Source organism: Stenotrophomonas sp. C-A (genome assembly GCF_054030835.1).
Genome location: NZ_CM132916.1, coordinates 795,510 through 819,658, shown reverse-complemented (window position 1 = coordinate 819,658; position 24,149 = coordinate 795,510). Strand labels below are relative to the sequence as shown.

Below are 24,149 nucleotides of genomic sequence, written 5' to 3'. Positions count from 1 at the left end.
TGAGTACTCTCCGGGTGCTAGCGCCTTTCGACAACAGGCTCCCCATCGGACCGGGAATCACGCGTCCCGGCATCGCGTTTTGAAATCATGCTGAAGGCCACCTTTCGGCGGCCTCGTCCTGCTGGCTTCCCAGCGGGGAGCCGCGCACTATATCAGGTTTTTTCTTCACATGCCTGAAGCGGCACGTAAACGGAAGAAACCGGGCAAGGCCCGGCTCCCTCTGTAGAGTCGAGCCATGCTCGACTACCACACCATCCAGACCCCGGAGTCGAGCATGGCTCGACTCTACAGGACAGGTCAGACGGCCTTTTCGACCTGGCCGAACTCGAGTTCGACCGGAGTGGCACGGCCGAAGATCAGCACCGAGACGCGCAGACGGCTCTTCTCGTAGTTGACCTCTTCGACGACGCCATTGAAATCGTTGAACGGGCCGTCGGTGACGCGGACCATCTGGCCCGGCTCGAACAGCACCTTCGGACGCGGCTTCTCGACACCTTCCTGAACGCGGTTCAGGATGGCTTCGGCCTCGGAATCGGCGATCGGCAGCGGACGGTCGGCGGTGCCGCCGATGAAGCCCATGACGCGCGGGGTTTCCTTGACCAGGTGCCAGCTTTCGTTGTCGATGCGCGGAATACCGGCTTCTTCGTGGGTCTCGATCTGGACCAGCACGTAACCCGGGAAGAACTTGCGTTCGGAGCGGCGCTTCTGGCCAGCGCGCATCTCGACCACTTCTTCGGTCGGGACCAGGACATCGCCGAAGCGCTCTTCCATGCCGTCACGGACGATGCGATCGCGCAGAGCCTGCGCTACCGACTTCTCGAAGCCCGAATAGGCGTGAACGACGTACCAACGCTTCATGCAATTCTCCTTAGCGGCTCAGGAACAGCTGAATCAGCCACTGAATGACGTAATCGAACCCACCCAGCAGCAGGCTGAGAATGGTTACCACCACCATCACGACCCAGGTCATGCGGATGGCTTCCTGGCGCGTCGGCCAGACCACCTTGCGCAGTTCGAAGCGCGACTCGGAGAGGAATTCGCGGGTGTCGCGCCCCTTGCCGGTCAGCATGAACACGCCGATACCGCCAACCAGACCGACTACAACCGCCAACGCACGCAGCTGACCCGCCCACGCACCCAGCTGGGTGGCGCGACCGGAGTCGGCGGAGAACCAGAACCAGACGAACAGACCAGCCAGCACCAGCAGCGATGCGGCGACGTACTTGACGATATCCCCGCCATTGGCGGAGTTGTCCTTGGAGTGTTCGATCTTGCTATTCATCCGGCTGTGTCTGCTTTAGCGGCCCAGGCCGCTGGATAAGGTGGGCAGATGGCACGCCAGGAGGGACTCGAACCCCCAACCTGCGGTTTTGGAGACCGCTGCTCTGCCAATTGAGCTACTGGCGTACGTGTTGAAACTTGCCTTCCCTTAGACGGCGAAGGCGGACCGAGGTTCCCGGCCCGCCATTCGCGTAACCGGCGGCGCTATGCAACCACCGGTACTGCAGGCTTACTCGATGATCTTCGAGACCACGCCGGCGCCGACGGTACGGCCACCTTCGCGGATGGCGAAGCGCAGGCCTTCGTCCATTGCCACCGGGTTGATCAGGGTGACAACCATCTTGACGTTGTCACCCGGCATCACCATTTCGACGCCTTCCGGCAGAGCAGCTGCGCCGGTGATGTCGGTGGTACGGAAGTAGAACTGCGGACGGTAGCCGTTGAAGAACGGGGTGTGACGGCCGCCCTCGTCCTTCGACAGGACGTAGACTTCGCCTTCGAACTTGGTGTGCGGCTTGATCGAACCCGGCTTGGCCAGGACCTGGCCACGCTCGACGTCGTCACGCTTGGTGCCGCGCAGCAGCAGGCCAGCGTTGTCGCCCGCCTGACCCTGGTCCAGCAGCTTGCGGAACATTTCAACGCCGGTCACGGTGGTCTTCTGCACCGGACGGATGCCGACGATTTCGATTTCGTCGCCAACCTTGATCACGCCGCGCTCGATACGACCGGTCACCACGGTGCCGCGGCCCGAGATCGAGAACACGTCTTCCACCGGCATCAGGAACGGCTTGTCGATCGCGCGCTCCGGCTCCGGAATCCAGCTGTCCAGGGCATCGACCAGCTTCAGGATGGCCGGCACGCCGATGTCGCTCTGGTCGCCTTCCAGCGCCAGACGGGCCGAACCGGCGATGATCGGGGTGTCGTCGCCCGGGAAGTCGTACTTGCTCAGCAGCTCGCGCACTTCCATCTCGACCAGCTCGAGCAGCTCGGCGTCGTCAACCATGTCGGCCTTGTTCAGGAACACGACGATGTACGGCACGCCGACCTGACGCGACAGCAGGATGTGCTCGCGGGTCTGCGGCATCGGGCCGTCAGCGGCCGAGCACACCAGGATCGCGCCGTCCATCTGGGCGGCACCGGTGATCATGTTCTTGACGTAGTCAGCGTGGCCCGGGCAATCGACGTGGGCGTAGTGACGGACCGGGGATTCGTATTCGACGTGCGCGGTCGAGATCGTGATACCACGAGCCTTTTCTTCCGGAGCGGCGTCGATCGAGGAGTAGTCCTTGAACTCGCCACCGAAGCGCTCGGCACCGATCTTGGTCAGTGCGGCGGTCAGCGTGGTCTTGCCGTGGTCGACGTGACCGATGGTGCCGACGTTGACGTGCGGCTTGGTGCGCTCGAACTTACCCTTGGCCATGGCTGCTTATCTCGAATTCGTCTGAGAGGTGATGCTTAAGATGGTGCTCACGAAAGGAATCGAACCTTCGACCTCTTCCTTACCAAGGAAGTGCTCTACCGACTGAGCTACGTGAGCCGAGTTTTGCATTATGACATGAACTCGATAATATTCAAAGTTCATTCAATGGAGCGGGAGACGGGAATCGAACCCGCACCATCAGCTTGGAAGGCTGAGGTTCTACCATTGAACTACTCCCGCGCCGGGAATGTCACAACGTGAAACTGGTGGAGGGAGGTGGATTCGAACCACCGAAGGCGTAAGCCAGCAGATTTACAGTCTGCCCCCGTTGGCCGCTTGGGTATCCCTCCTTACCACCCCATTCCGTTGCCGCCGAAGCGTTGCGGTGTGTGGTGGTGAGCCGCTTATTCTGCTGATGGGACGGGGGGCTGTCAACGCTTTTTTCCACTTTTTTCACACGCTGTCGCAAACCCATTGATACGCAAGGTTATTGCCCGGGGACCGGCAGGGTCTCGCTGGCGAAAATTGCGACATGAGGGACACCGTCGCCGCCGATCCAGCCCCGATACATGCCCTGGGTGTTGAACGGCGTGGCCATTTTTCCGTCTGCGCCGAGCACGATCGCACCGCCATCGCCGCCCATCTGCGGGATCGTCTCGTTGATCACGCCCTTGCCGGCCTGCTCCGGGCTCTGCCCCTGGTAACGCATGCGCGCGCAGATCTCGTGCGCGGCGGCAGTACGGATGTAGTACTCGCCCCAGCCGGTGCCAGACACCGCACATCGTGCGTCAGCCCAGGTACCGGCGCCGATGATCGGCGAATCACCCACGCGCCCATAGCGCTTGTTGGTCATGCCACCGGTGGAGGTACCGGCGGCCAGGTGCCCCTGCACATCCAATGCGACTGCACCGACGGTCCCGAAGTGCTTTGCGGTCTCCAGATCGGCATGCGCCTGGCCGCCGGCCTCTTCCTTCAGTGCACGCTGCAACTGCTGCCAGCGCTTTTCCGTACGGAAATAGGAGGGATCGACCAGAGAAATGCCCTGCTCGACCGCGAAGGCTTCGGCGCCCTGCCCGACCATCATCACGTGCCTGGACTTCTGCATTACGGTCTGCGCCAGCAGGATCGGGTTGCGCACCCGCTGCACGCCCGCCACCGCGCCCGCCGCCTGGCTCGCGCCGTCCATGACGGCCGCATCCAGCTCGTTGTGGCCGTCGTGGGTGAACACCGCGCCCTTGCCGGCGTTGAAGGTGGGATCGTCCTCCAGCACGGTGATCGCGGCGGTGACCGCCGCGAGCGCCGGGCGGCCCGCGGCCAGTTCGGCATGCCCCTTCAGCAGCGCCGCCCGCAGCGCGTCACGTGCGGCCTTTTCCTCAGCCGGCGACAGGTCCTTGCGCTCGACGCCGGCGCCGCCGTGGATGACCAGCAGCGGTGAAGCCGCCGGTGCGGCCTGGACAAGCGTGGGCAGGGACAACAGTGCGGACAGCGCCAGGCGCAGTTTCATCGGGTACGTCTCCAGCAGGTAGGCAAGGGAGGCATCATCGTAGAGCCGAGCCCATGCTCGGCTGATGCCTCGATTGAAAGGCAGCCGAGCGTGGGCTCGGCTCTACAGCATCCCATGCGTGGCCACAGGATCGCCGGGTCACTGGCGGATGACTTCGATCTCGCCGTCGCTGACGTCGGCCATGGCCTGGTAGTCGGCCTCGGCCTGGAAGTCATCCAGGCGCATGCGGCTGCCGCTGGCGACCACCGTTACCGGCACCGCGTGGAAGCGCAGCGGTTCACCTTTGACCAGGCGGTCGGCATCGCGGCCGGGGCTGACCACCCAGACCTTGCCCTCGCCGTCAGCACTGTAGACCTGTGCCTGGCCATCGGGCTCCACGCACAGGGCAGTGTCTTCGTCGACGCCGATGCCGACGATGTCGGGATCACCGCTGTCCTGGGCGGCGCGCGCTATGAACACGATCAGGCGGCCGAGCCGATCGCGCTTGTCGAAGTGGGTATCGGTAACCACGCGCTGCAGGTAGGGCATCTGCAGGAAGCCACTGTCCATGGTCACCGCGCTGCCCATCGGGTCGGCCAGCGCACCGGCAGAGGTGATGCTGCCGCCATCCATCGCGCCGTAGGCATAGCCACCGAGTATCGCCAGGCCAGCACTGGTGCCGGCAATCGGCTTGCCGGCGCGCACATGCGCGTTGAGCGCGCGGTTGAGCACGGTGCCCTTCCAGAAGCGGATGTAGCGGGACTGGTCGCCGCCGGCGATGAAGATGGCATCGGCTGCAGCCACCACGCGCAGCACGGCCGGATCATCGGCACCACGGCGATTGTCGAACACCAGCGTCTGCACTGCGGTGGCCCCGCCGATCTCGCGATACAGGCGGTCCTGCAGTTCGTCACTGCCAGAAGCGCGCAGGATCAGCACGCGGCCATTGCCGGCCTGCTTCAGCCACCACTGGAATGCTTCGGGCACCCATTCGCCGCCGCCCATCAGCATCATCGCCGGTGCGCGCGGGCCGGGTCTCGGCGCCTCCAGGTCACCCACTTCGTAATAGGCAAAGCCCGGCCCCTGCAGATCCTGCGCAACGGTCGCCAGCGGCCAGGCCAGGACCAGCAGTGCCAGCCAGAGAAAGGGTCCGCGCAGGGGGCGGTGGAGGCGTCGCATCTTGATCTCCCTGAACAAAATCGACTTGCAAGCGTTTTCACTCTTTGCCAGATAGGGACCCAGTAGTCAAGGGCATGAAAAAGGCGTTAAATGCGCGCGCCCATTCCGGAAATCTGAATGGGGGACAGGGCCCCTCCTCTGCGGGCCGGCTTCATTTCCGAGAATTCCTCATGCGTAGAAAGGCGATGGCGTGGTCGATCCAGCTGGCGTTGATGGGCGTGGCTGCTTCCGCGGCGGCCCAGGCACCGGCTTCCTCTTCGGTTCAACAACTGGACGCGGTGCAGGTCACCGGTTCGCGCATTCCGCGCGCCCAGGTGGAAGGCCCCGCCCCGATCACGGTGATCAGCGCCGAGCAGATCCGCTCCAGCGGCTTTACGACCGTGCCGGACGTGCTGCGCGCGATGACCCAGAACGGGGGGGAGACCCAGAGCCAACAGTCCTCCAGCGGCGCCGACTTCTCGCCGGGCGCCCAGCAGGTGGACCTGCGCGGCCTGGGCCCGAACCACACGCTGGTGCTGGTCAATGGCCGCCGCATCGCCGACTTCCCGATGCCGTTCAAGGGCCGCAGCAACTTCACCGATGTCTCCAACATCCCGCTGGGGATGATCGAGCGCATCGAAGTGCTGACCGGCAGCGCCTCGGCCATCTACGGCTCGGACGCGATCGCCGGCGTGGTCAACTTCATCCTGAAGAAGAAGGCCGACGGCACCACCATCGACATGCGCATGGGCACCACCAGCGAAGGCGGTGGCGCCTCGTTCGACATGAGCCTGGCCAGCGGTTTCAGCCGCGGCAATTTCAACGCGGTGTACAGCGTTGAGCTGCAGTCGCAGAGCCCGCTGTGGGCGTACGAGCGCGACATCCAGGATTCGACCCAGGACGCACCGACTGAACGTACGCGCGCCGCTCGCCGCGCCTATCTGCGCACGGACTACAACGACGCCTACCTGGACCCAGGCGCAGCGACCTGCGAAGCACTGGCCGGGCAGAACCAGGGCAGTACCTACCATGCCTACCGGCCGCGCTCCGGCTGGTATTGTGGCAGCGATACGTCAATCGGCTACGGCACCATCCTCAGCAAGCGCCGCGGCGCCAACGGCTACGCTTCGCTCAGCTACGACTTCGACAACGGGCAGCAGTGGTTCGCCGACGTGCAGCTGGGCTATCACACGATGTCGCTGATGCGCGATGTGACGTCCTGGGGCTACATGAGCTCAGACGGCAATGAAGCGGGCTATTTCAGAAACATTGCCAGCACGGAGGCCGATCAACAGATCGAATCCTGGAACCGCCAGTTTTCGCCGGAGGAAATGGGCGGCCTGCGCAACGGCATGGTGCGCAGCACGCAGAAGACCTTCAGCGTGACCACTGGCTTCAAGGGCAATCTAGCCGGCAACTGGGACTACGAGGCCGCACTGAGCCACTCGCAATACCAGTCGCGGATCAGCTGGGCGAAGATCATCGCCGCCAAGGCCAATGATCTGTTCCTGGGCCCGCAGCTGGGCGATTACACCGATGACGAAGGCAACGTATTCCCGATTTTCAATGCCGACCCGTCACGCCTGTACCGGCCGCTGACCCGCGCCGAGTACGATTCGATCGCAGCACGTACCACCTACACCCCGAAGTCACGCACCGAGACGGCTGCGTTCACGCTGACCAATTCCGCGCTGTTCGGTCTGCCGGGCGGTGATGCCGGCTTCGCCGCAACCGTGGAAGTGGGCCAGCAGGCGTATTCGCTGAATCCCGATCCGCTGGCGACCCAGTACTACTACTACAGCTGGAAGGATTCGGATGGCAACGGTTCGCGCAACCGCTGGGCCACGGCGGCCGAACTGCGCATGCCGCTGCACGAGACGTTCAACCTGAGCGTGGCAGGCCGCTACGACCAGTACCGCTATTCCGGCCACACCATCGGCAAGGCTACGTGGAGCGGCGGCCTGGAATGGCGCCCGATCGACACCCTGCTGGTACGTGGTTCGTATGGCACCGCGTTCCGCGCACCGGACCTGCACTACGTGTTCGCCGGCCCGGGCAACGACGAGACTGACGTAGTCGATCTGTACGACTGTCGCGCCAATAGCACCGAATGCGACGAAGACGTCAGCATCATCCGCAGCCGCACCGGCAACCGCCAGCTCGACCCGGAAACCAGCACCTCGTGGAGCGCCGGCTTCGTCTGGTCGCCGGCGATCGGCCTGGACCTGTCGGTGGACTGGTTCGACATCGACATGCGCAAGCAGGTGCAGGACATGGACGTGCGCACGATCCTGGCCAGCGAAGCGAACTGCCGCCTCGGCAGTGCCGACATCAACTCGCCGACCTGCGTGGACGCGCTCGACCGCATCACCCGCACCAGTGATGGCCGCCTGTACGGCGTGCGCGTCGCCCCGATCAACGTCGCCCGCGAATCGACCTCCGGCATCGACGTCGGCCTGCGCTACCGCCTGCAGACCGGCATCGGTGATTTCATCCTCAACGGCACCCACACCTGGGTGAAGAAGCACGATTTCCAGCGCTACCCCGGTGACCCCGTCGAAGATCAGTTCGCGGTCAACAGCGGTTTCGATATTCCGCGCACCAAGACCAGCCTGAGCGTGACCTGGGAGAAGGCTGCGTGGTCGGCCACGGTCTACGGTTCACGACTGGGCAAGCTGCCAACCTATGACAGCTACGCCCAGACCTTCGACTGGGACAGCGGTGACAGCCCGTACATCAAGGCGACCTACCGCTACAACGCGTCGCTGCAGTACCGCTTCGACGACCACGCGCGCCTGTCGCTGTCAGTGGTGAACGTCTTCAACAAGATGCCGCCGAAGGACGCCACGTACACCGCCTACCCGTACTACGACGTATCCTGGTTCGACAGCGTCGGCCGCACCATCAACCTGCAGTACACCCACAAGTTTGGTGGCAGCGCGTTGTAAGCGCGGTTACGCAGGACGTGGACGACGGGGCCCGCCATTGGCGGGCCTTGTTGTTTGCGGCGCTGGCTCGGGTTTTCCACACCCCACGTGGAAAGCGATGGGAACTAGGTGTGGACAAGTGGGTGGGAACATTGCACCGCAGGTGTTTCCACGCATGGTGTTTTTTTGTCCACGCCCCCGATTGTTTTCCACACAGCACGTGTAAAGCCATGGGAACTTGGTGTGGAAAAGTGGGCGCGAGCGTTGCAGCACAGGCGTTTCGAAGCGTGGTGAAATTTTATCCACGTCGCGCGGGCAAGCACCTGTAGAGCCGAGCCCATGCTCGGCTCCGGCTGGCATCAGCCGAGCATGGGCTCGGCTCTACAGGACGTCGCATGGTTTTCCACACCAGGCGTGGAAAGCGATGGGAGTTTGCTGTGGACAAGTGCCGGCGAACATCACGCCGCAAGCGTTTCGCAGCGTGGCGTTTTTTTATCCACCCCGGAAACGCAAACGCCCCGCTCGGGGCGGGGCGTTTGCGTAGCATCAACGCGCGGTGGGATCAGACGTTGAAGCGGAAGTGCAGGATGTCGCCTTCCTGCACGCGGTACTCCTTGCCTTCCAGGCGCAGGCGGCCGGCTTCCTTGGCGCCGGCTTCGCCCTTGTACTTGATGAAGTCGTCATACGCGATGGTTTCGGCGCGGATGAAGCCCTTCTCGAAGTCGGTGTGGATGACCGCGGCGGCCTGCGGGGCGGTGGCGCCCTTGCGCACGGTCCACGCACGGACTTCCTTCACGCCAGCGGTGAAGTAGGTCTGCAGGCCGAGCAGGCTGTAGGCGGCGTTGATCACGCGGTTCAGGCCCGGCTCGCTCAGGCCGAGGTCGGCCAGGAAGGTATCGCGGTCTTCGTCATCGAGCTGGGACAGCTCTTCTTCGATCGCAGCCGACACCGGCACCACCTGCGCGCCTTCAGCGGCGGCATGCGCGCGCACGGCTTCCAGGTGCGGGTTGTTCTCGAAACCGTCTTCCAGCACGTTGGCGATGTACATCACCGGCTTCAGGGTCAGCAGGAACAGATCGCGGACCAGCGCCTTCTCTTCCTCGTCCAGGCCCACCGAGCGGCCAGCCTTGCCGTCGGACAGCGCGGCCTGCAGCTTGGCCAGCACCGGCTTGCGCGCCGCTGCGTCCTTGTCACCGCCCTTGGCCGCGCGCTCGGCACGGTTCAGCGCCTTCTCGACGCTGTCCAGGTCGGCCAGCGCCAGCTCGGTGTCGATGGTTTCGATGTCCGAGATCGGGTCGACCTTGCCGGCCACGTGCACGATGTCGCCGTGCTCAAAGCAGCGCACCACGTGGGTGATCGCATCGACTTCGCGGATGTGCGCCAGGAACTTGTTACCCAGGCCTTCACCGCTGGCAGCACCGGCCACCAGGCCGGCGATGTCGACGAACTCGACCGCGGTCGGAATGACCTTCTGCGGGTTGATGATGCCTGCCAGTTCGCCCAAGCGCGGATCCGGCACCGGCACGATGCCGACGTTCGGTTCGATGGTGCAGAACGGGAAGTTCGCCGCGGCGATACCCGCCTTGGTCAGCGCATTGAACAGGGTCGACTTGCCGACGTTGGGCAGGCCGACGATGCCGCATTTGATACCCATGGGTGACAGCTCTCTGGGGTGAAAGTGATTGGGAAAGCAGCGGCATGGGCGCTGCTTTTCCAATCATTCTCCGTACCGACCAACGGTCGGTACCTACCGTTTATTTCGGGGTGTGCAGCCGCTTCATCGCTTCGCTGAAATCGCCCTGTACCGCCAGCGGCATCACGTCGATCGCATCGTCGATGGCACGCGCGATCAGCACGTCGTCGTCCTTGGACGGGCGGCCAAGCACCCAACCCACCACCCGGTCCTTGTGGCCGGGATGGCCGATGCCCACGCGCAGGCGATGGAACTTGCCGTGACCGAGCAGGCGGATGGTGTCACGCAGGCCGTTCTGGCCACCGTGGCCACCGTCGAACTTAAGCCGCGCCACACCGGGCGCCAGGTCCAGTTCGTCATGGGCCAGCAGGGTCTCTTCCGGTTCGATCTTCCAGAACCGCTGCGCGGCGGTGACCGACTTGCCGCTGAGGTTCATGAAGGTGGCGGGCTTGAGCAGCCACACCGTCTGCCCGGCGATCTCGACCTTGGCGGTCTCGCCGAACAGCTTGCTGTCCACATTCCATCGTGCACCGGCTTTTTCAGCCAAGGCCTCAACGAAATGAAACCCGGCATTGTGCCGGGTCCGGGCGTGTTCCGATCCGGGGTTGCCCAGACCGACGATCAGTCGCAGTCCTGCCATGGTTCCTTCCAATACGGTGCCTGCCCGGAGGCAGGCACCGTAGCGGTATTACTCGGCGGCAGCCGCTTCTTCGTCAGCCGCGTCGGCCTTGCCGGCCTTGGCGGTGACGATGGCGTCGTCGTGGTCCTTGCCCAGCGCCAGGGCCGGGATTTCCACGCCCTTCGGCAGCTTGATGTTGGACAGGTACACCACGTCACCGGCCTTCAGCTCGCCCAGGTCGACTTCGATCGACTCCGGCAGGTCCTTCGGCAGGCAGGTGATGGTCACTTCCTTCAGTTCGTGGGTGACCACGACGTCGGCAGCCTTGCCGGCCGGCGAGGTGTCTTCGTTGATGAAGTGCAGCGGGACCGAAGCGGTCAGGGCTTCGTTCTCGTTCACGCGCTGGAAGTCCAGGTGCATGATCAGCTGCTTGTACGGGTGGCGCTGCATGTCACGCAGCAGGACCTTCTGCACCTGGCCGTCCAGGTTCAGGTCCAGGATCGAGGCATAGAACCACTCGTTCTGCTGGGCCAGCCAGATTTCGTTGTGGTCCAGGCTGATGGCGACCGGCTCGGCGTTGCCGCCGTACACGATGGCCGGGATCACACCAGCGTGACGCAGGCGGCGGCTCGCACCCTTACGCTGCAGTTCACGCTTGGTGACCTTGATTTCATGGGTCTTCGACATTTTCGACTACTCAGGTTGTTGCCCTGCCTTGCGGCCTGGCGGTTGAAGATGCTTCCGCGACCAGAAGCACCCGGGGTATGTCCCCGCCGTTGCCGGCAGGGACGAAAAACTCAGTCGACGTACAGCGAGCTGACCGACTCGCCGAAGGCGATGCGGCGCATCGTTTCGGCCAGCATTTCCGCCACGCTCAGCTGGCGGATCTTGCTGCACACCCGCGCGGCGTCCTTCAGCGGGATGGTGTCGGTCACCACCAGCTCGTCGAGCTGGGAATTGGTGATGTTGTCCACCGCCGGGCCCGACAGCACCGCGTGGGTGCAGTAGGCGGCGACCTTGAGCGCACCGCGCGCCTTCAGGGCAGCGGCAGCGGCGCACAGGGTGCCGGCGGTATCGACGATGTCATCGACCATCACGCAGGTCTTGCCTTCGACGTCACCGATGATGTTCATCACGGTGGAGACGTTGGCGCGCGGGCGGCGCTTGTCGATGATCGCCAGGTCGGCGTCATCCAGGCGCTTGGCCACCGCACGGGCGCGGACCACACCACCCACGTCCGGCGACACAACGATCAGGTTCTCGGTGCCGTAGGCGCGCCAGATGTCGGCCAGCAGCAGCGGGGACGCATACACGTTGTCCACCGGAATATCGAAGAAGCCCTGGATCTGGTCGGCGTGCAGGTCGACGGTCAGCACGCGATCAGCGCCAGCGGTGCTGAACATCTTCGCCGCCAGCTTGGCGGTGATCGGCACGCGCGAGGAACGCATGCGGCGATCCTGGCGCGAGTAGCCGAAGTACGGCACCACGGCGGTCACGCTGGCCACCGATGCGCGCTTGAGCGCGTCGATCAGCACCAGCAGTTCCATCAGGTTTTCCGCGCTCGGCGCACAGGTCGGCTGGATCACGAACACGTCCTGCTTGCGGACGTTCTCTTCGATTTCCACCTGCACTTCACCATCGGAGAAGTGCGAAACCAGCGCCTTGCCCGGGCGAACCCCCAGTTCCTTGCAGATGTTCTGCGCCAGACGTTTGTTGGCGTTGCCGGAAAAGACCAGCAGGTTCGGGGACTCTTGCATCATGATTGTCTCGGGCGGGGACGAGTGGCGGGGATCCGGAGTCGGCAAGGACCCTGATGGACCCTTGCTGCTGACAACACCGCGGTTGTTTCCACGTCCCGCGCAGGCGATGCGCTGGAAGGCGCGGACACAGCCGCTATTGGCAGGGGCGGTAGGATTCGAACCTACGAATGCCAGGATCAAAACCTGGTGCCTTGGGCCTCTTGGCGACGCCCCTGCAGTGATAAATCAGTGTTGCTCGAGTGCATCCAGCAGTGGCGAACGCGCAACGCCCGCTGCCACCCTTGCCCGCAACTCCTTCGGCAACTTCGACCGTCCCTGCTCTGCGGCAGACTGCGATGCGAACTCGACGAAACAACCACTTCCCGAACCGGTCAGCCGCGCCGTGCCGATGTCGCTCAACGCGGCGAACGCTGCCTCGACGGCAGGCTCACGGCGGCGCAGCACCGGTTCGAACGCGTTCCCGACCAGGGTCCCGGAAGCGAAGTCCTCTATTTTCGCCACTGGGCTGTCGCGCGTCAAATCCGGGTCTGCGAACAGGGCCGGGGTGGGAACATGAACGCCCGGTTCGACCACCACGTACCAGGCCGGGGCCAGGGTGATCGGCTGCAGGCGCTCGCCCACGCCTTCGGCCCAGGCATTGCGGCCGCGCACGAACACCGGCACGTCCGCGCCCAGGCGCAGGCCCAGCGCGGCCAGCGCATCCTCGTCCAGACCTGCCCGCCAGAGCCGGTTCAGCACCACCAGCACGGTGGCGGCATCGGAGGAACCGCCGCCAAAGCCACCGCCGGCAGAAACGTGCTTTTCGACGATGATGTCGGCGCCTTGCGCGATATTGGCCGCGTCTTTCAGAAGCCGCGCGGCGCGTACCGCCAGATCATCCGCCTCGGCAACGCCGGCCAGCCCCTCGCCCTCACGACGCACCTGCCCGTCTTCACGCAGGCGCAGACCAATGCGGTCGCCCCAGTCCAGCAGGCGGAACACGGTCTGCAGCTCGTGGTAGCCGTCGGCGCGGCGGCCGGTGATGTGCAGGAACAGGTTCAGCTTGGCCGGGGCCGGCCACCAGGACCAGCCCGCGTCATCGTACCCGGCGCTCATGGGGCGCCCTGCCCCCACTGGTCCACCAGCAGGCGCACCTTGGCGTCACCATTGCTGGCCTCGATCCGGCGCGGCAACGCCGGGCGCCCGGCCTCGGCCGGGTACCAGTCCAGGTACTGCACCTGCCAGCCCATCTGCTGCATGCGACGCGGCCGGCCTTCACCGTCGCGCTCGACCTTCTCCGGACCGGCAGCATCGCCGGCCACCAGGCCACGGATCCACTGCGGCAGCTGGTTGACCGGGATGTCCCAGCCGGTCGCCTCCAGCAGCAGCAGCTGGGCGTCCTCGCCGTCACGCGGCCCGCCGGCCAGTCCCTCAAGGCGACCGGCTTCGGAATGGGTATCGCCGGTCAGCTTCCAGCTCTGCCGGGTCACCGGCGCGCTCAGCTCGACCACATAGCGGCGCCCTTCCTGCTTCCAGTCGATGCGACCGCTGCCGCCATCCTTGCCCTTGCTGACCGCGACCCGGCCCTGGAAGGCCCAGTCCGACTGCGCCTGCAGCGCGGCCACGCGCGCCGCCTCCGCCTGCGCCGCTTCGGCCGAAACAACCTCGACCACCGCCGGCGCCGGGGTCTTCTGCGTGCCCACGCTGGTACAGGCGGTCACCGCCAGGGTCACGGCCGCCAACAGCAGCGGCCGGATCAGGGAAACACTCATGGATTGAATTTCTCGCGGGCGCGCAGCAGCGCGCGGTTTTCAGGATCGAGCTTGGCCGCTTCTTCAAAGAAGTGGCGGGCTTCGTCATGCTTGCCCAGCACCCACAGCACTTCGCCGACATGGGCGGCGATCTCCGGGTCCTTGGCCAGGGTCCAGGCCCGGCGCAGCTGCACCAGCGCCTCTTCCTTGCGGCCCAGGCGATACAGCACCCAGCCATAGCTGTCGACGATGGCGGCGTTGTCCGGCTCAGCCACGCGGGCGCGGTCGATCAGCTCCAGTGCTTCCTGCAGGCGGCCGGTGCGATCGGCCAGGGTGTAACCCAGCGCGTTCAAAGCCGGCACGTTCTCCGGATCGGTCACCAGGATCTTGCGCAGATCGGCCTCGGCGCGCGGGATGTCGTCGCGGCGTTCCCAGGTGAGCGCACGGGCGTACAGCAGGCCGTTGTCATCCGGGTAAGCGGCCAGGCCGCGGGCCAGCGCATCCAGTTCACCGGCGCTGTCGTCGGCGCGCTGGCGCAGTTCCGCTTCCAGCAGGTAGGCGTCGCGGCGCACGTCGTCGTCAACCACCGCATCGGACTGGATCGCGTGCACCTCATCCAGTGCCAGCGGCAGGCGCCCGGCCAGGGCCTGGGCGTTGGCCGCGCGCAGGCGCGCTTCGCTCAGCTCATCGCCACCGGGCACGCTGTGATACCACTGCACCGCCTCGGGGTAACGCTTGAGGTATTCGGCGATCTTGCCCAGCAGCAGGCGCTGCGCCGGGTCCGGCTTGGCCGCCTGCCGCGACAGTTCATTGTAGAGGTTGGACAGCGCGGCCTTGTCGCCCTGCTTGGCCAGCAGCGAAGCGCGCATGCCCCAGGTCTGCACGTCCTGCGGGCCGAACGCCAGCACGCGCTCGGCGGCGGCGGGCTGGCCGAGGCTGTCATAGGCGATGGCCACGGCATTGCGCAGTTCTGGGTCCTGGCGGGTTTTCGGCTCCACGTCGTGCAGCAGCGACAACGCCTTGCCGGTCTCGCCCGCCTGCTGCAGCTGGCTGGCACGCAGCAACGCCACACGCGGTTCTTCAGGGAAGCGCTTGACCACTTCATCGATCATGCGCCGCGCCAGGTCGGGCTTGTCCATGCGCAGGGCAAGGCGACCGAACTCCTGCCAGGCTTCGATCTTCGGTGGAATGGCGTTGGCGTCGACCAGCTCACCCAGCACCTGCGCGGGCACCGCCGGATCGCGGCCGCCACCGATCAGGGCGGCCAGGGCAAACTTCCAGCCGCGCTCGTCGGAGTCGGCCAGCAGGCCCTGCAGTTCGGTGCGGGCAGCCTTCACATCGCCCTGACGCATGGCCAGCGCACCGGCCGCACTGCGCATGGTCAATGAGCGCGGGGCCCGCTGTTGCCACAGGGCCAGGCCCTTGGCGGCGCTGGCATCATCGTTGGCGAGCATGGAAATGCGGGTCGCACGCTCGGCCAGGCCGGCGTCGCCGTCGGTCTGCTGGGCCGCCTGCAGGTACCAGCGCGCGGCCTCGGCCAGCTTGCCGGCCTGCAGGGCGAACTCACCGGCCATCACCGGTTCCAGCGCCAGTTCCTCAGTGGCCGGGGCCCTTGCAGGGGCCTTGGCCGGCACCGCCGCCAGGGCCTGGCTGCAGGCCAGGGACAGCAGCAGAACACTGGGGATGCGAATCAATGCGGGCATCGTCGGCATCGGGGCCTTAAAATGTCGTCCAATGGCCAGCAGCTTATCGCAAGCAACTGAACAATGACCCTGTGGGTGCTCGGACTGAATCACCAGACCGCACCGGTGGAGCTGCGCGAGCGCGCGGCCTTCGCCGGTGAGGCGTTGCCGCGCGCGCTCGGTTCGCTGCGCGATACTCCGCAGATCGCCGAGGCGGTGCTGCTGTCCACCTGCAACCGCACCGAGCTGTATGCCGTGGCCGATTCGGCACAGGCGCTGGACCAGTGGCTGCACACCCAGGCCGGCGACCTGCAGGGCTACCTGTACCAGCACGCCGATGCCGAGGCCGTGCGCCACCTGTTCCGGGTCGCCACCGGCCTGGACTCGATGGTGCTGGGTGAGCCGCAGATCCTCGGCCAGGTGAAGGATGCCTGGTCGACCGCGCGCGACCACGGCCTGCTCGGCCAGCGCCTGGACCGCCTGTTCCAGCAGACCTTCTCGGTGGCCAAGCGTGCGCGCACCGATACCCAGGTCGGCGCCAACCCGGTATCGGTGGCGTCGGCTGCGGTGCGCCTGGCGCAGAACGCGTTCGCCAGGCTGGACGATTCCACCGTGCTGCTGGTCGGTGCCGGCGAGACCATCGAACTGGCTGCACGGCACCTGAGCGAAGGCAAGGTACGCCGGCTGCTGATCGCCAACCGCACCCTCGCCCACGCGCAGGAACTTGCCAGCCGCCATGGCGGCGTGGCCCTGCCGCTGACCGAACTGGACCGCCACCTGGGCGAGGCCGACGTGGTGTTCTCGGCCACCGCTGCGCGCGAACCGGTGATCCATCGCGAGATGGTGGCCAAGGCCCTGCGCGCACGCCGGCACAAGCCGATGCTGCTGTTCGACCTGGCCGTACCGCGCGACATCGAGGCAGAGGTCGGCACGCTCAACGACGCCTTCCTCTACACCGTGGACGATCTCGAGCGCGCGGTGGAAGACAACCGCCGTGGCCGCCGCGAGGCCGCCGCCGAAGCCGAGGCGATCATCGACCTGCAGGTGTCGCGCTTCGTCGAGACCCAGCAGGCCAGCGCCCACCAGGCGCCGCTGCGGCAGCTGCGCGCGTTCGGCGAAGCCACCCGTGCCGAGCTGCTGGAGCGCGCACGCCAGCAACTGGCCAACGGCAAGCCGGCCGATGAAGTGCTGGAACTGCTTGCCCACGGCCTGACCAACCGCCTGCTGCATCCGCCGACCGCCGCCCTGCGTGCGGCCGCGCTGAGTGGCGATGCCGACCTGACCCGCGCCGCCGAGCGCCTGTTCCCGGCCACGCCGGGTTACCGCCACCCACCCGTGAGACCCGATGACGCCGACCCTGCGCCGTAAGCTGGAAGCGCTGGCCGAGCGCCGCGAAGAACTGGAACGCCTGCTCGCCGAACCCGATGTGGTCGCCGACAACACTCGTTTCCGCGACCTTTCGCGCGAATTCGCCCAACTTGAACCGATCGCCATCGCCCTGGCTGATGAAGCCCGTGCCAAGGCCGATCTGGCAGCCGCCGAAGGCATGCGCGCCGACCCCGACCTGCGCGAGCTGGCCGATGAGGAAATCGCTGCTGCGCAGGCGCGCCTGCAGGAACTGGAGCAGGAGCTGGCGCTGCTGCTGGTGCCGCGCGACCCGCGTGACGAAGGCAACCTGTTCCTGGAAGTGCGCGCGGGTACCGGCGGCGACGAAGCAGCGATCTTCGCCGGCGACCTGTTCCGCATGTATGCCCGCTATGCCGAGCGCCAGGGCTGGAAGGTCGAGATCGAATCGGACAGTCCGGGCGAGCACGGCGGCTACAAGGAAGTGGTGGCGCGCGTGGTCGGCCGTGGCGCGTTCTCGCGCCTGAAGTTCGAATCGGGTACGCATCGCGTGCAGCGCGTGCCGGCCACCGAATCGCAGGGCCGCATCCACACCTCGGCGGCCACCGTAGCGATCATTCCCGAGGCCGATGAGGTCGATGACATCGTCATCAACCCGGCCGACCTGAAGGTGGATACGTTCCGCTCGTCCGGCGCCGGTGGCCAGCACGTGAACAAGACCGAATCGGCCATCCGCATCACCCATGTGCCAACCGGCGTGGTGGTGGAATGCCAGACCGAGCGCAGCCAGCACGCCAACCGCGACAAGGCGATGAAGCGCCTGAAAGCACAGCTGCTGGACGCCGAGCGCCAGCGCCAGGACGCGGCGCAGGCCGAATCGCGGCGCCTGCAGGTCGGCAGCGGCGACCGCAGCCAGCGCATCCGCACCTACAACTTCCCGCAGGGCCGGATCACCGACCACCGCGTGGAAGGCCTGACCCTGTACGACCTGCCCAACGTACTGGCCGGCGACCTCGATCCGCTGCTGCAGCGGCTCAGCCACGAGCACCAGGTCGACGCCCTGGCCCAGCTGTCGGCGGGCTGAGCACGATGACGGCCTGGCAGCAGCGACAGCACCTGCAACAGGCGATTGCACGCCAGCCCGGCGATTTCGTCGCCTGGGTGATGCTGGCCGACCTGGAACTGGAAGCCGGCGACATTGCCGCCGGCGAGCAGGCGGCGCGGCGCGCGCTGCAGCTGCGCCCGAATCACCCTGAAGCACTGGCACGGTTGGGTCGCGTGGCCTGGATGGCCGGCGCGCATGCCGACGCGGCGAAGCTGCTCGGCCAGGCCTCGGCGCTGGCCCCACAGCACCCCGGCATCGCGTTGTGGCTGGGCCATGCGCTGGAAGATGCCGATGATGCCGAAGGCGCGGCGGCGGCCTATCGCCGTGCACATGCGCTGATGCCGGACGAACCCTATATCGCCGCGCAGCGCCTGGCCTGGCAGCGTCGCCTGTGCGACTGGCAGGACGTGGATGCGCTGGCCACACAGGTGCGTGGCGCCCTGGCCGCCGGGCAAGGCGTGGTCGAACCATTCGCGTTCCTCAGCGAGGATGCCAGCGCGGCCGAACAGCTGGCCTGCGCGCGTGCACGCGCCGCAGTGGTTGCTTCGGGGGTGCGTCCCCTTCCTGCCGTGAAGGTGCGCGGGCACGGCCCCTTGCGCGTCGGTTTCCTTTCCAATGGTTTTGGCGCCCATCCCACCGGGCTGCTGACCGTGGCCCTGTTCGAGCAGTTGCGTCATGACCCGGCGTTGCAGCTGCATCTGTTCGCGTTGAACCACGATGATGGCAGCCGCATCCGCCAGCGCCTGCAGGCAGCCACACCGCTGCATGATGTGGCCGGGCTGCGCCATGCAGACACTGCCGCGCGCATCCGCGCACAGGGCATTGACCTGTTGTTCGACCTGCGCGGCTGGGGCGGCGGCGGCACGCCGGAAGTGCTGGCGATGCGCCCTGCCCCGCTGCAGTTGAACTGGCTGGCCTATCCCGGCACATCAGGCGCGCATTGGATGGATGCCGTGGTCGCCGACGACTTCGTGCTGCCGGCATCGCTGGAATCGCAGTTCAGCGAACGCGTCCTGCACCTGCCACGTGCCTTCCAGCCCTCGGACAACACCCGCATCCTGGCGCCAGCACCATCCCGCGCCGAGTGCGGCCTGCCCGAACACGGCGTGGTGTTCTGCTGCTTCAACAACAGCTACAAGCTCAACCCGCGCAGCATGGGCCGTGCCTTCGCAGTGCTGCAGGCGGTGCCAGGCAGCGTGCTGTGGCTGCTGTCCGGGCCCGGCCAGGCCGATGCGCGCCTGCGTGCCGCCGCACAGACCGCAGGCCTGGACCAGGCGCGCCTGGTGTTCATGGCCAAGCTGCCGCATCCTCAGTACTTGGCCCGTTATCAGCTGGCCGACCTGTTCCTGGACACGCATCCGTACAACGCCCACACCACCGCCTCCGATGCACTGTGGGCCGGCTGCCCGGTGCTGACCTGCCCCGGCGACACCTTCGCCGCGCGCGTGGCCGGCAGCCTCAACCACCACCTGGGGCTGGCACGGATGAATGTCGCCGACGATGCCGGGTTCATCGCCACCGCCAGCGCGCTGGGCAACGATCCGGCAGCACTGGCGGCGTTGCGCGCTGAACTGGCACGGGCACGCGAAGACAGCGGCCTGTTCGACATGGCCGGATTTGCCCACGACCTTTCGGCGCTGCTGCAGCATCTGGCGGGCGAACAGGGCTGGCAGGGCCTCGACATCACCTGAGCGATCCCTGCGCTACGCTCGGGCTTCCTCCCCGCGTGGTGTGACGATGGCCAAGCTCAAGCGCAAGGACTACGACGAACTGCTGCTGCCTTTGCAGCTGGAACTGACCGCGATGGCGCGCTGGGTGCAGCACAGCGGGCAACGCCTGCTGGTGCTGTTCGAGGGACGTGATACCGCAGGCAAAGGCGGCGCGATCCAGGCCATCAGCCAGCACCTCAACCCGCGCCAATGCCGGGTGGTGGCGCTGCCCAAGCCCACCGACCGCGAAGCCACGCAGTGGTACTTCCAGCGCTACGCCTCGCACTTGCCCGCCGCCGGCGAGATCGTGCTGATGGACCGCAGCTGGTACAACCGCGCAGGCGTCGAGCGGGTGATGGGCTATTGCAGCGAAACCGAGTACCAGCAGTTCCTGCATCAGGCGCCGGTGTTCGAACAGCTGCTGGTGGACGACGGCATCCTGCTGTTCAAGTACTGGCTGTGCGTGGACCAGGAGCAGCAGGAAAAGCGCTTCGCCGAGCGCCACCTCGATCCGCTGAAGGGCTGGAAGCTCTCTCCGGTGGACCTTAAATCACGCAGCAAGTACAGCGCTTACACCGAGGCCCGCGAGGCAATGCTGCGCGCGACGCATCGTGAGGCGGCGCCGTGGACGCTGGTGGATTTCAACGACCAGCGGCTGGGCCGGCTGACCCTGGTGCGCAACCTGCTGGACCGGCTGCCGGATACCCGCGTGGACGCGCCTTTGCCGGAGCTGCCGAAGCTGAAGGGCAAGCTGCATCGCGAGCACTACGATGTGCTGAAGCCGATCGAGGATTTCCCGGTCGAGGAATAGGGTGGGTCGGCAGGGCCTGCGGCCCTGCACCTGCAGAGGCAACGGCAACAGCCGGCTCTGGGAGTTTTGCTTGTTGGCTGGGGTGGTGTGGGTTGGCAGGACACGCCGTAAACCCATCCATGGGGGCTCGATGGCGCCATCCATGGCGCCAACGGTCCTGCCAACCCACACCGCCCCATCCCCGACAGATTTCCGGTGACGGAGGTAGATCCACGCCATGCGTGGATGAATCTCCATTGAAATCGAATACTTCAACAATTGAACGAAGAGCATCCACGCATGGCGTGGATCCACGTGTCGGCCAAGGTCGACACCCACCAACAGCCGCAGAAATCTGTCAGAGGCGGGGCGGTGTCGGAGTGCGGGGTGTCAGCCGCATGGATGCGGCTGCCAAGCCTACATGGACGTACTTGCGGCGTCCCCGCACTCCGACACCGCCCCGCCACAACACGGAAATCGCACTTTGGCTGTTGCTGTTGCCGTTGCTTGAATGTTTCGGCGGGTGCAGGGCGCAGCCCTGCCGATACCCAACCTACTTGGCAGCAGCGATCTGCTTTTCGATGTCGGCGGCCGTCACCGGGCCGAGGAAGCTGTGCGCCAGCTTGCCTTGCGGATCGATGAGATGCGTCAACGGCAGACCGCGCGGCGTGGCGAAATCCGCCGGCGGATCGAACGGGTCCACGATCACGATCGGATAGGTCACCGGATGCTTGGTCAGGAACGACTGCATCTCCGGCAACTCGATGTCTTCATAGGCCAGGCCGACCACTTCGATGTTGCTGCGCATCGCATGCAGCGCCGAAAGCTCCGGCATTTCCTTGCGGCACGGTGCACACCAGGTCGCCCAGAAATTCACCACCACCCACTTGCCACGATGCGCAGCCAGGTCGTAGTCGCTGCCATCCACTGCCTTCATCTTCAGCGTCGGGAACTCGGCGGTGATGCGTTCGGCCGGGGTCTCTTCGACCGGCGCCGGTGAGGTCGGCGTCGGTGCCTGTGCCGGTGGCTGGCTGCTGGCGGGGGTCGGCTCCTGGGCCGGCTTGCAGGCCGACAGCGCCAGCAGCAGGGCCAGCGGGAGCAGCAACGGGGTCTTGCGGGTCATGGCATGTCTCCGGAATCGGTGTAGATATCGCTGACCTTGCGCTTGAGGCGTTCGCGCAGGGGCAGCCGCAGATCGTCCAGTGCCGCCAGCGCAGCACGGCCCAGTGTGTCGTCGCGGTATGGCAGATGCTGCTCGGCTACCGGGATGCGCAGCTGGGTGCATTCGTACAGATCGGCCAGGCTCACCTGGTCCAGGTCGCGCGAGAGCAGCCATTCGCCGCGTTCATCGCGGCGCAACAGGCCGATTTCCTGCAGGTTGCAGGCCAGGTCCTGCAGCAGCGAATCGGTCAGCATCGGCTCCAGACGCAGGATTTCATCGTCGGCCAGGCCCTTGCCCTTGGCACGTGCATGGTGGAAGCGGCCGAGCAGGCGCAGCAGGCCATAGAACTCGTAGCCCTGCGGCAGGCGCAGTTCCACCGGCTGGTAGCGGAAGGCGGCCATCGACGAGGACAGCGACGCGCCCAGCAGCACCGCCACCCAGCACAGGTAGATCCACAGCAGCAGGATCGGCACGAAGGCGACGGTGCCGTAGAGCTTCTGGTAGGACTGGAAACTGCCCAGATAGGCGCCAATGCCCCACTTCACCAGTTCCAGGATGACCGCCGCGAGAATCGCGCCGGGTACCGCGTGCCGCCATTTCACGGTGTGGTGCGGCACCACCCGGAACATCAGCGTGATGCAGACGAACTCGATCAGGATCGGCGCCAGCCGCAGTGCGAACTCGGCCAGCCAGCGACCTTCCTGGGTCCCGAACAGTGGCATCGCGAACACCCGCGCCGACACCGCCAGCGAAGCGGCAGCGAGCATCGCGCCCAGGGTCAGCACGGTCCAGTAGACCAGGAAGCGGGTCAGCTTGGGCCGGGTCGAACCGACCCGCCAGATCTGGTTGAAGGTTTCTTCAACGCTGTTGAGGGTGATCAGCAGTGATACCACCAGCGCGATGAAGCCGGCGGCGGTGAGCTGGCCGGCACTGGCCGAGAACTGCCGCAGGTAGCCCTCCGCCGCACGCGCGGCGTTGGGCACGAAGTTGGAGAAGACGTAATCGCTGAGCTGGTCGCTCCAGCGGTCGAAGACGGGGAAGGCCGAGAGCACGCCGAACACCACGATGGCCAGCGGCACCAGCGCGAACACCGTGGTGTACGCCAGCGCCGCCGCTGCCTGGAACAGGCGGTCGTCGAGGAAGCGATGCCACAGGAAGCGGCCGAAACTGATGGCCCGTGCGCGATCCCGCGCGCGCTCCATCCACAGGTTGAGCGTATCCAAAGGTTCCATCGGTGGAAGGGTACCCGATGCGGAATGCTGGCAGGATAGCCATACTGATGGCTACACGACGAGGAGAAGCGGGCACGATGGGCGAGATTCTGGTGCTGTACTACAGCCGGGGCGGTTCGGTGGCACGGCTGGCGCGCCAGATCGCGCGGGGCATCGGCGAAGTGCCGGGCATGACCGCGCGCCTGCGCACGGTGCCGCCGGTGGCTGCGGTGACCCAGACCGCGCAGCCGCCGGTACCCGACGATGGCGCCCCCTACGTGAGCGTGCAGGACCTGGTCGAATGCCAGGGCCTGCTGCTCGGCAGCCCCACCCGCTTCGGCAACATGGCGGCCCCGGTGAAGCACTTCCTCGACGGGCTGGGCGCCGAATGGGTCAACGGCACCCTCTCCGGCAAGCCGGCCGGCGTGTTCACCTCCACCGCCTCGATGCATGGCGGGCAGGAATCGACCCTGCTGTCGATGCAGGTGCCACTGCTGCACCATGGCTGCGTGATCGTCGGCATCCCGTTCACCGAGCCGGCGCTGAGCCACACCACCAGTGGCGGCACGCCCTATGGCGCCAGCCACGTCGCCGGTGCCGCCGACGACCCGCAGCCGACCGACGACGAGGCGGTGCTGGCGCGTGCGCTGGGCCGCCGGGTGGCCGACATCGCGCAGCGGTTGGCCCGATGAACCGCGCGCCGCGCACGGTCCTGCTGCTGGCCCTGATGGGGCTGGCCGCGCTGTTCGCCGGCTGGTTCATCAATGACAAGCACTGGCTGGCGACCCAGCTGGTGTTCACCGCGCCGCCGCTGGCGCTGGCCTGTGCGCTGCGCCTGGGCTGGCGCAAGGCCGGCTTCTGGGCCTCGGTGCTGGCGCTGGGCTGGTTCAGCCATGGCGTGATGAGCGCCTGGAGCCATCCGGAAACGCGCTGGCTGGCATTGATCGAGATCGCGCTGGCGCTGCTGGTGATCTTCAGCGCCAGCCTGCCCGGGCTGCGCGCCCGCTTCGGCAAGCGACGCTGACGCTGCGCCCGCCGGGCCGTATCATCTGTGTTCCTGGCCCCGCGCCGCTGT

General features: G+C 66.2%; 21 protein-coding genes and 5 tRNA genes. 7 read left to right on the top strand and 19 right to left on the bottom strand.

Annotated elements, in window-relative coordinates:
- Positions 1–297: 297 nt before the first annotated feature.
- From nusG to ACW5IY_RS03680, 9 genes are all read right to left on the bottom strand, one after another.
- Positions 298–858, bottom strand: a complete 561-nt coding sequence (gene nusG, locus ACW5IY_RS03720; RefSeq protein WP_004154362.1) for a transcription termination/antitermination protein NusG — start codon at positions 856–858, stop codon at positions 298–300.
- Positions 859–868: 10 nt separating this feature from the next.
- Positions 869–1,282 (bottom strand): preprotein translocase subunit SecE, encoded by a 414-nt coding sequence (secE, locus tag ACW5IY_RS03715; protein ID WP_010480389.1) that lies wholly within the window; start codon positions 1,280–1,282, stop codon positions 869–871.
- Between the two features lie 49 nt (positions 1,283–1,331).
- A tRNA-Trp gene (locus ACW5IY_RS03710) sits at positions 1,332–1,407 on the bottom strand.
- A gap of 103 nt (positions 1,408–1,510) precedes the next feature.
- Positions 1,511–2,701, bottom strand: a complete 1,191-nt coding sequence (tuf, locus tag ACW5IY_RS03705) for an elongation factor Tu (RefSeq protein ID WP_004154360.1) — start codon at positions 2,699–2,701, stop codon at positions 1,511–1,513.
- Positions 2,702–2,742: 41 nt separating this feature from the next.
- Positions 2,743–2,818: transfer RNA gene (locus tag ACW5IY_RS03700), tRNA-Thr, on the bottom strand.
- A gap of 49 nt (positions 2,819–2,867) precedes the next feature.
- Positions 2,868–2,941 (bottom strand) — tRNA-Gly (locus ACW5IY_RS03695).
- 24 nt (positions 2,942–2,965) lie between these two features.
- A tRNA-Tyr gene (locus ACW5IY_RS03690) sits at positions 2,966–3,051 on the bottom strand.
- Between the two features lie 137 nt (positions 3,052–3,188).
- Positions 3,189–4,205, bottom strand: a complete 1,017-nt coding sequence (locus ACW5IY_RS03685) for an isoaspartyl peptidase/L-asparaginase family protein (RefSeq protein WP_049435116.1) — start codon at positions 4,203–4,205, stop codon at positions 3,189–3,191.
- A 138-nt stretch (positions 4,206–4,343) separates the two neighbouring features.
- Positions 4,344–5,363, bottom strand: a complete 1,020-nt coding sequence (locus ACW5IY_RS03680) for a cyanophycinase (RefSeq protein WP_457326997.1) — start codon at positions 5,361–5,363, stop codon at positions 4,344–4,346.
- A 170-nt stretch (positions 5,364–5,533) separates the two neighbouring features.
- On the opposite strand from ACW5IY_RS03680, the gene ACW5IY_RS03675 reads away from it, so the two are divergent.
- Positions 5,534–8,290 (top strand): TonB-dependent receptor plug domain-containing protein, encoded by a 2,757-nt coding sequence (locus ACW5IY_RS03675; RefSeq protein WP_049435115.1) that lies wholly within the window; start codon positions 5,534–5,536, stop codon positions 8,288–8,290.
- 541 nt (positions 8,291–8,831) lie between these two features.
- On the opposite strand, the gene ychF is transcribed toward ACW5IY_RS03675, so the two are convergent.
- The 8 genes from ychF to ACW5IY_RS03635 all read right to left on the bottom strand — a co-directional run bounded on the left by ychF (position 8,832) and on the right by ACW5IY_RS03635 (position 15,774).
- Positions 8,832–9,923 (bottom strand): redox-regulated ATPase YchF, encoded by a 1,092-nt coding sequence (gene ychF / locus ACW5IY_RS03670; RefSeq protein WP_049432727.1) that lies wholly within the window; start codon positions 9,921–9,923, stop codon positions 8,832–8,834.
- 100 nt (positions 9,924–10,023) lie between these two features.
- On the bottom strand, positions 10,024–10,602 hold the full coding sequence (pth, locus tag ACW5IY_RS03665; protein WP_008268208.1) for an aminoacyl-tRNA hydrolase: 579 nt from the start codon (positions 10,600–10,602) through the stop codon (positions 10,024–10,026).
- A gap of 48 nt (positions 10,603–10,650) precedes the next feature.
- On the bottom strand, positions 10,651–11,268 hold the full coding sequence (locus ACW5IY_RS03660) for a 50S ribosomal protein L25/general stress protein Ctc (protein ID WP_014036085.1): 618 nt from the start codon (positions 11,266–11,268) through the stop codon (positions 10,651–10,653).
- A gap of 110 nt (positions 11,269–11,378) precedes the next feature.
- The gene (locus ACW5IY_RS03655) at positions 11,379–12,338 is read right to left on the bottom strand and encodes a ribose-phosphate diphosphokinase (RefSeq protein ID WP_005415400.1); all 960 of its coding nucleotides are present in this window, start codon (positions 12,336–12,338) and stop codon (positions 11,379–11,381) included.
- Between the two features lie 140 nt (positions 12,339–12,478).
- Positions 12,479–12,555: transfer RNA gene (locus tag ACW5IY_RS03650), tRNA-Gln, on the bottom strand.
- An 11-nt stretch (positions 12,556–12,566) separates the two neighbouring features.
- Positions 12,567–13,436 (bottom strand): 4-(cytidine 5'-diphospho)-2-C-methyl-D-erythritol kinase, encoded by an 870-nt coding sequence (gene ispE / locus ACW5IY_RS03645; protein ID WP_049435114.1) that lies wholly within the window; start codon positions 13,434–13,436, stop codon positions 12,567–12,569.
- Positions 13,433–14,092 carry a lipoprotein insertase outer membrane protein LolB gene (gene lolB / locus ACW5IY_RS03640; protein ID WP_049435113.1) on the bottom strand — a complete coding sequence of 220 codons (660 nt, stop codon included), beginning with the start codon at positions 14,090–14,092 and terminating at the stop codon, positions 13,433–13,435. The genes ispE and lolB overlap by 4 nt, the downstream gene beginning before the upstream one ends.
- On the bottom strand, positions 14,089–15,774 hold the full coding sequence (locus ACW5IY_RS03635; RefSeq protein WP_192840448.1) for a tetratricopeptide repeat protein: 1,686 nt from the start codon (positions 15,772–15,774) through the stop codon (positions 14,089–14,091). Before ACW5IY_RS03635 ends, lolB begins: the two co-directional genes overlap by 4 nt.
- A 63-nt stretch (positions 15,775–15,837) precedes the next feature.
- Here ACW5IY_RS03635 and hemA point away from each other — a divergent pair, with 63 nt between their 5' ends.
- Genes hemA through ppk2 form a run of 4 tightly spaced genes read left to right on the top strand, consistent with a single transcriptional unit; the run spans position 15,838 to position 20,722 of the window.
- Positions 15,838–17,121 carry a glutamyl-tRNA reductase gene (gene hemA, locus ACW5IY_RS03630; RefSeq protein WP_010481752.1) on the top strand — a complete coding sequence of 428 codons (1,284 nt, stop codon included), beginning with the start codon at positions 15,838–15,840 and terminating at the stop codon, positions 17,119–17,121.
- Positions 17,099–18,181 (top strand): peptide chain release factor 1, encoded by a 1,083-nt coding sequence (prfA, locus tag ACW5IY_RS03625; protein ID WP_010481754.1) that lies wholly within the window; start codon positions 17,099–17,101, stop codon positions 18,179–18,181. Before hemA ends, prfA begins: the two co-directional genes overlap by 23 nt.
- 5 nt (positions 18,182–18,186) lie before the next feature.
- A complete protein-coding gene (locus ACW5IY_RS03620; protein WP_049435112.1) occupies positions 18,187–19,893 on the top strand; it encodes an O-linked N-acetylglucosamine transferase family protein in 1,707 nt (568 codons plus the stop codon).
- A gap of 46 nt (positions 19,894–19,939) precedes the next feature.
- Complete coding sequence (gene ppk2 / locus ACW5IY_RS03615; RefSeq protein ID WP_019338137.1) at positions 19,940–20,722, top strand: polyphosphate kinase 2; 783 nt, start codon at positions 19,940–19,942, stop codon at positions 20,720–20,722.
- 532 nt (positions 20,723–21,254) lie between these two features.
- On the opposite strand, the gene ACW5IY_RS03610 is transcribed toward ppk2, so the two are convergent.
- Both ACW5IY_RS03610 and ACW5IY_RS03605 read right to left on the bottom strand, forming a co-directional pair.
- The gene (locus tag ACW5IY_RS03610; protein ID WP_049486744.1) at positions 21,255–21,824 is read right to left on the bottom strand and encodes a TlpA disulfide reductase family protein; all 570 of its coding nucleotides are present in this window, start codon (positions 21,822–21,824) and stop codon (positions 21,255–21,257) included.
- The gene (locus ACW5IY_RS03605) at positions 21,821–23,095 is read right to left on the bottom strand and encodes a YihY family inner membrane protein (protein WP_032130426.1); all 1,275 of its coding nucleotides are present in this window, start codon (positions 23,093–23,095) and stop codon (positions 21,821–21,823) included. The genes ACW5IY_RS03610 and ACW5IY_RS03605 overlap by 4 nt, the downstream gene beginning before the upstream one ends.
- A gap of 77 nt (positions 23,096–23,172) precedes the next feature.
- On the opposite strand from ACW5IY_RS03605, the gene wrbA reads away from it, so the two are divergent.
- A complete protein-coding gene (gene wrbA / locus ACW5IY_RS03600) occupies positions 23,173–23,766 on the top strand; it encodes an NAD(P)H:quinone oxidoreductase (RefSeq protein ID WP_012510135.1) in 594 nt (197 codons plus the stop codon).
- A complete protein-coding gene (locus ACW5IY_RS03595; RefSeq protein WP_049435186.1) occupies positions 23,763–24,098 on the top strand; it encodes a DUF2069 domain-containing protein in 336 nt (111 codons plus the stop codon). Before wrbA ends, ACW5IY_RS03595 begins: the two co-directional genes overlap by 4 nt.
- The last annotated feature ends 51 nt before the right edge of the window (positions 24,099–24,149 follow it).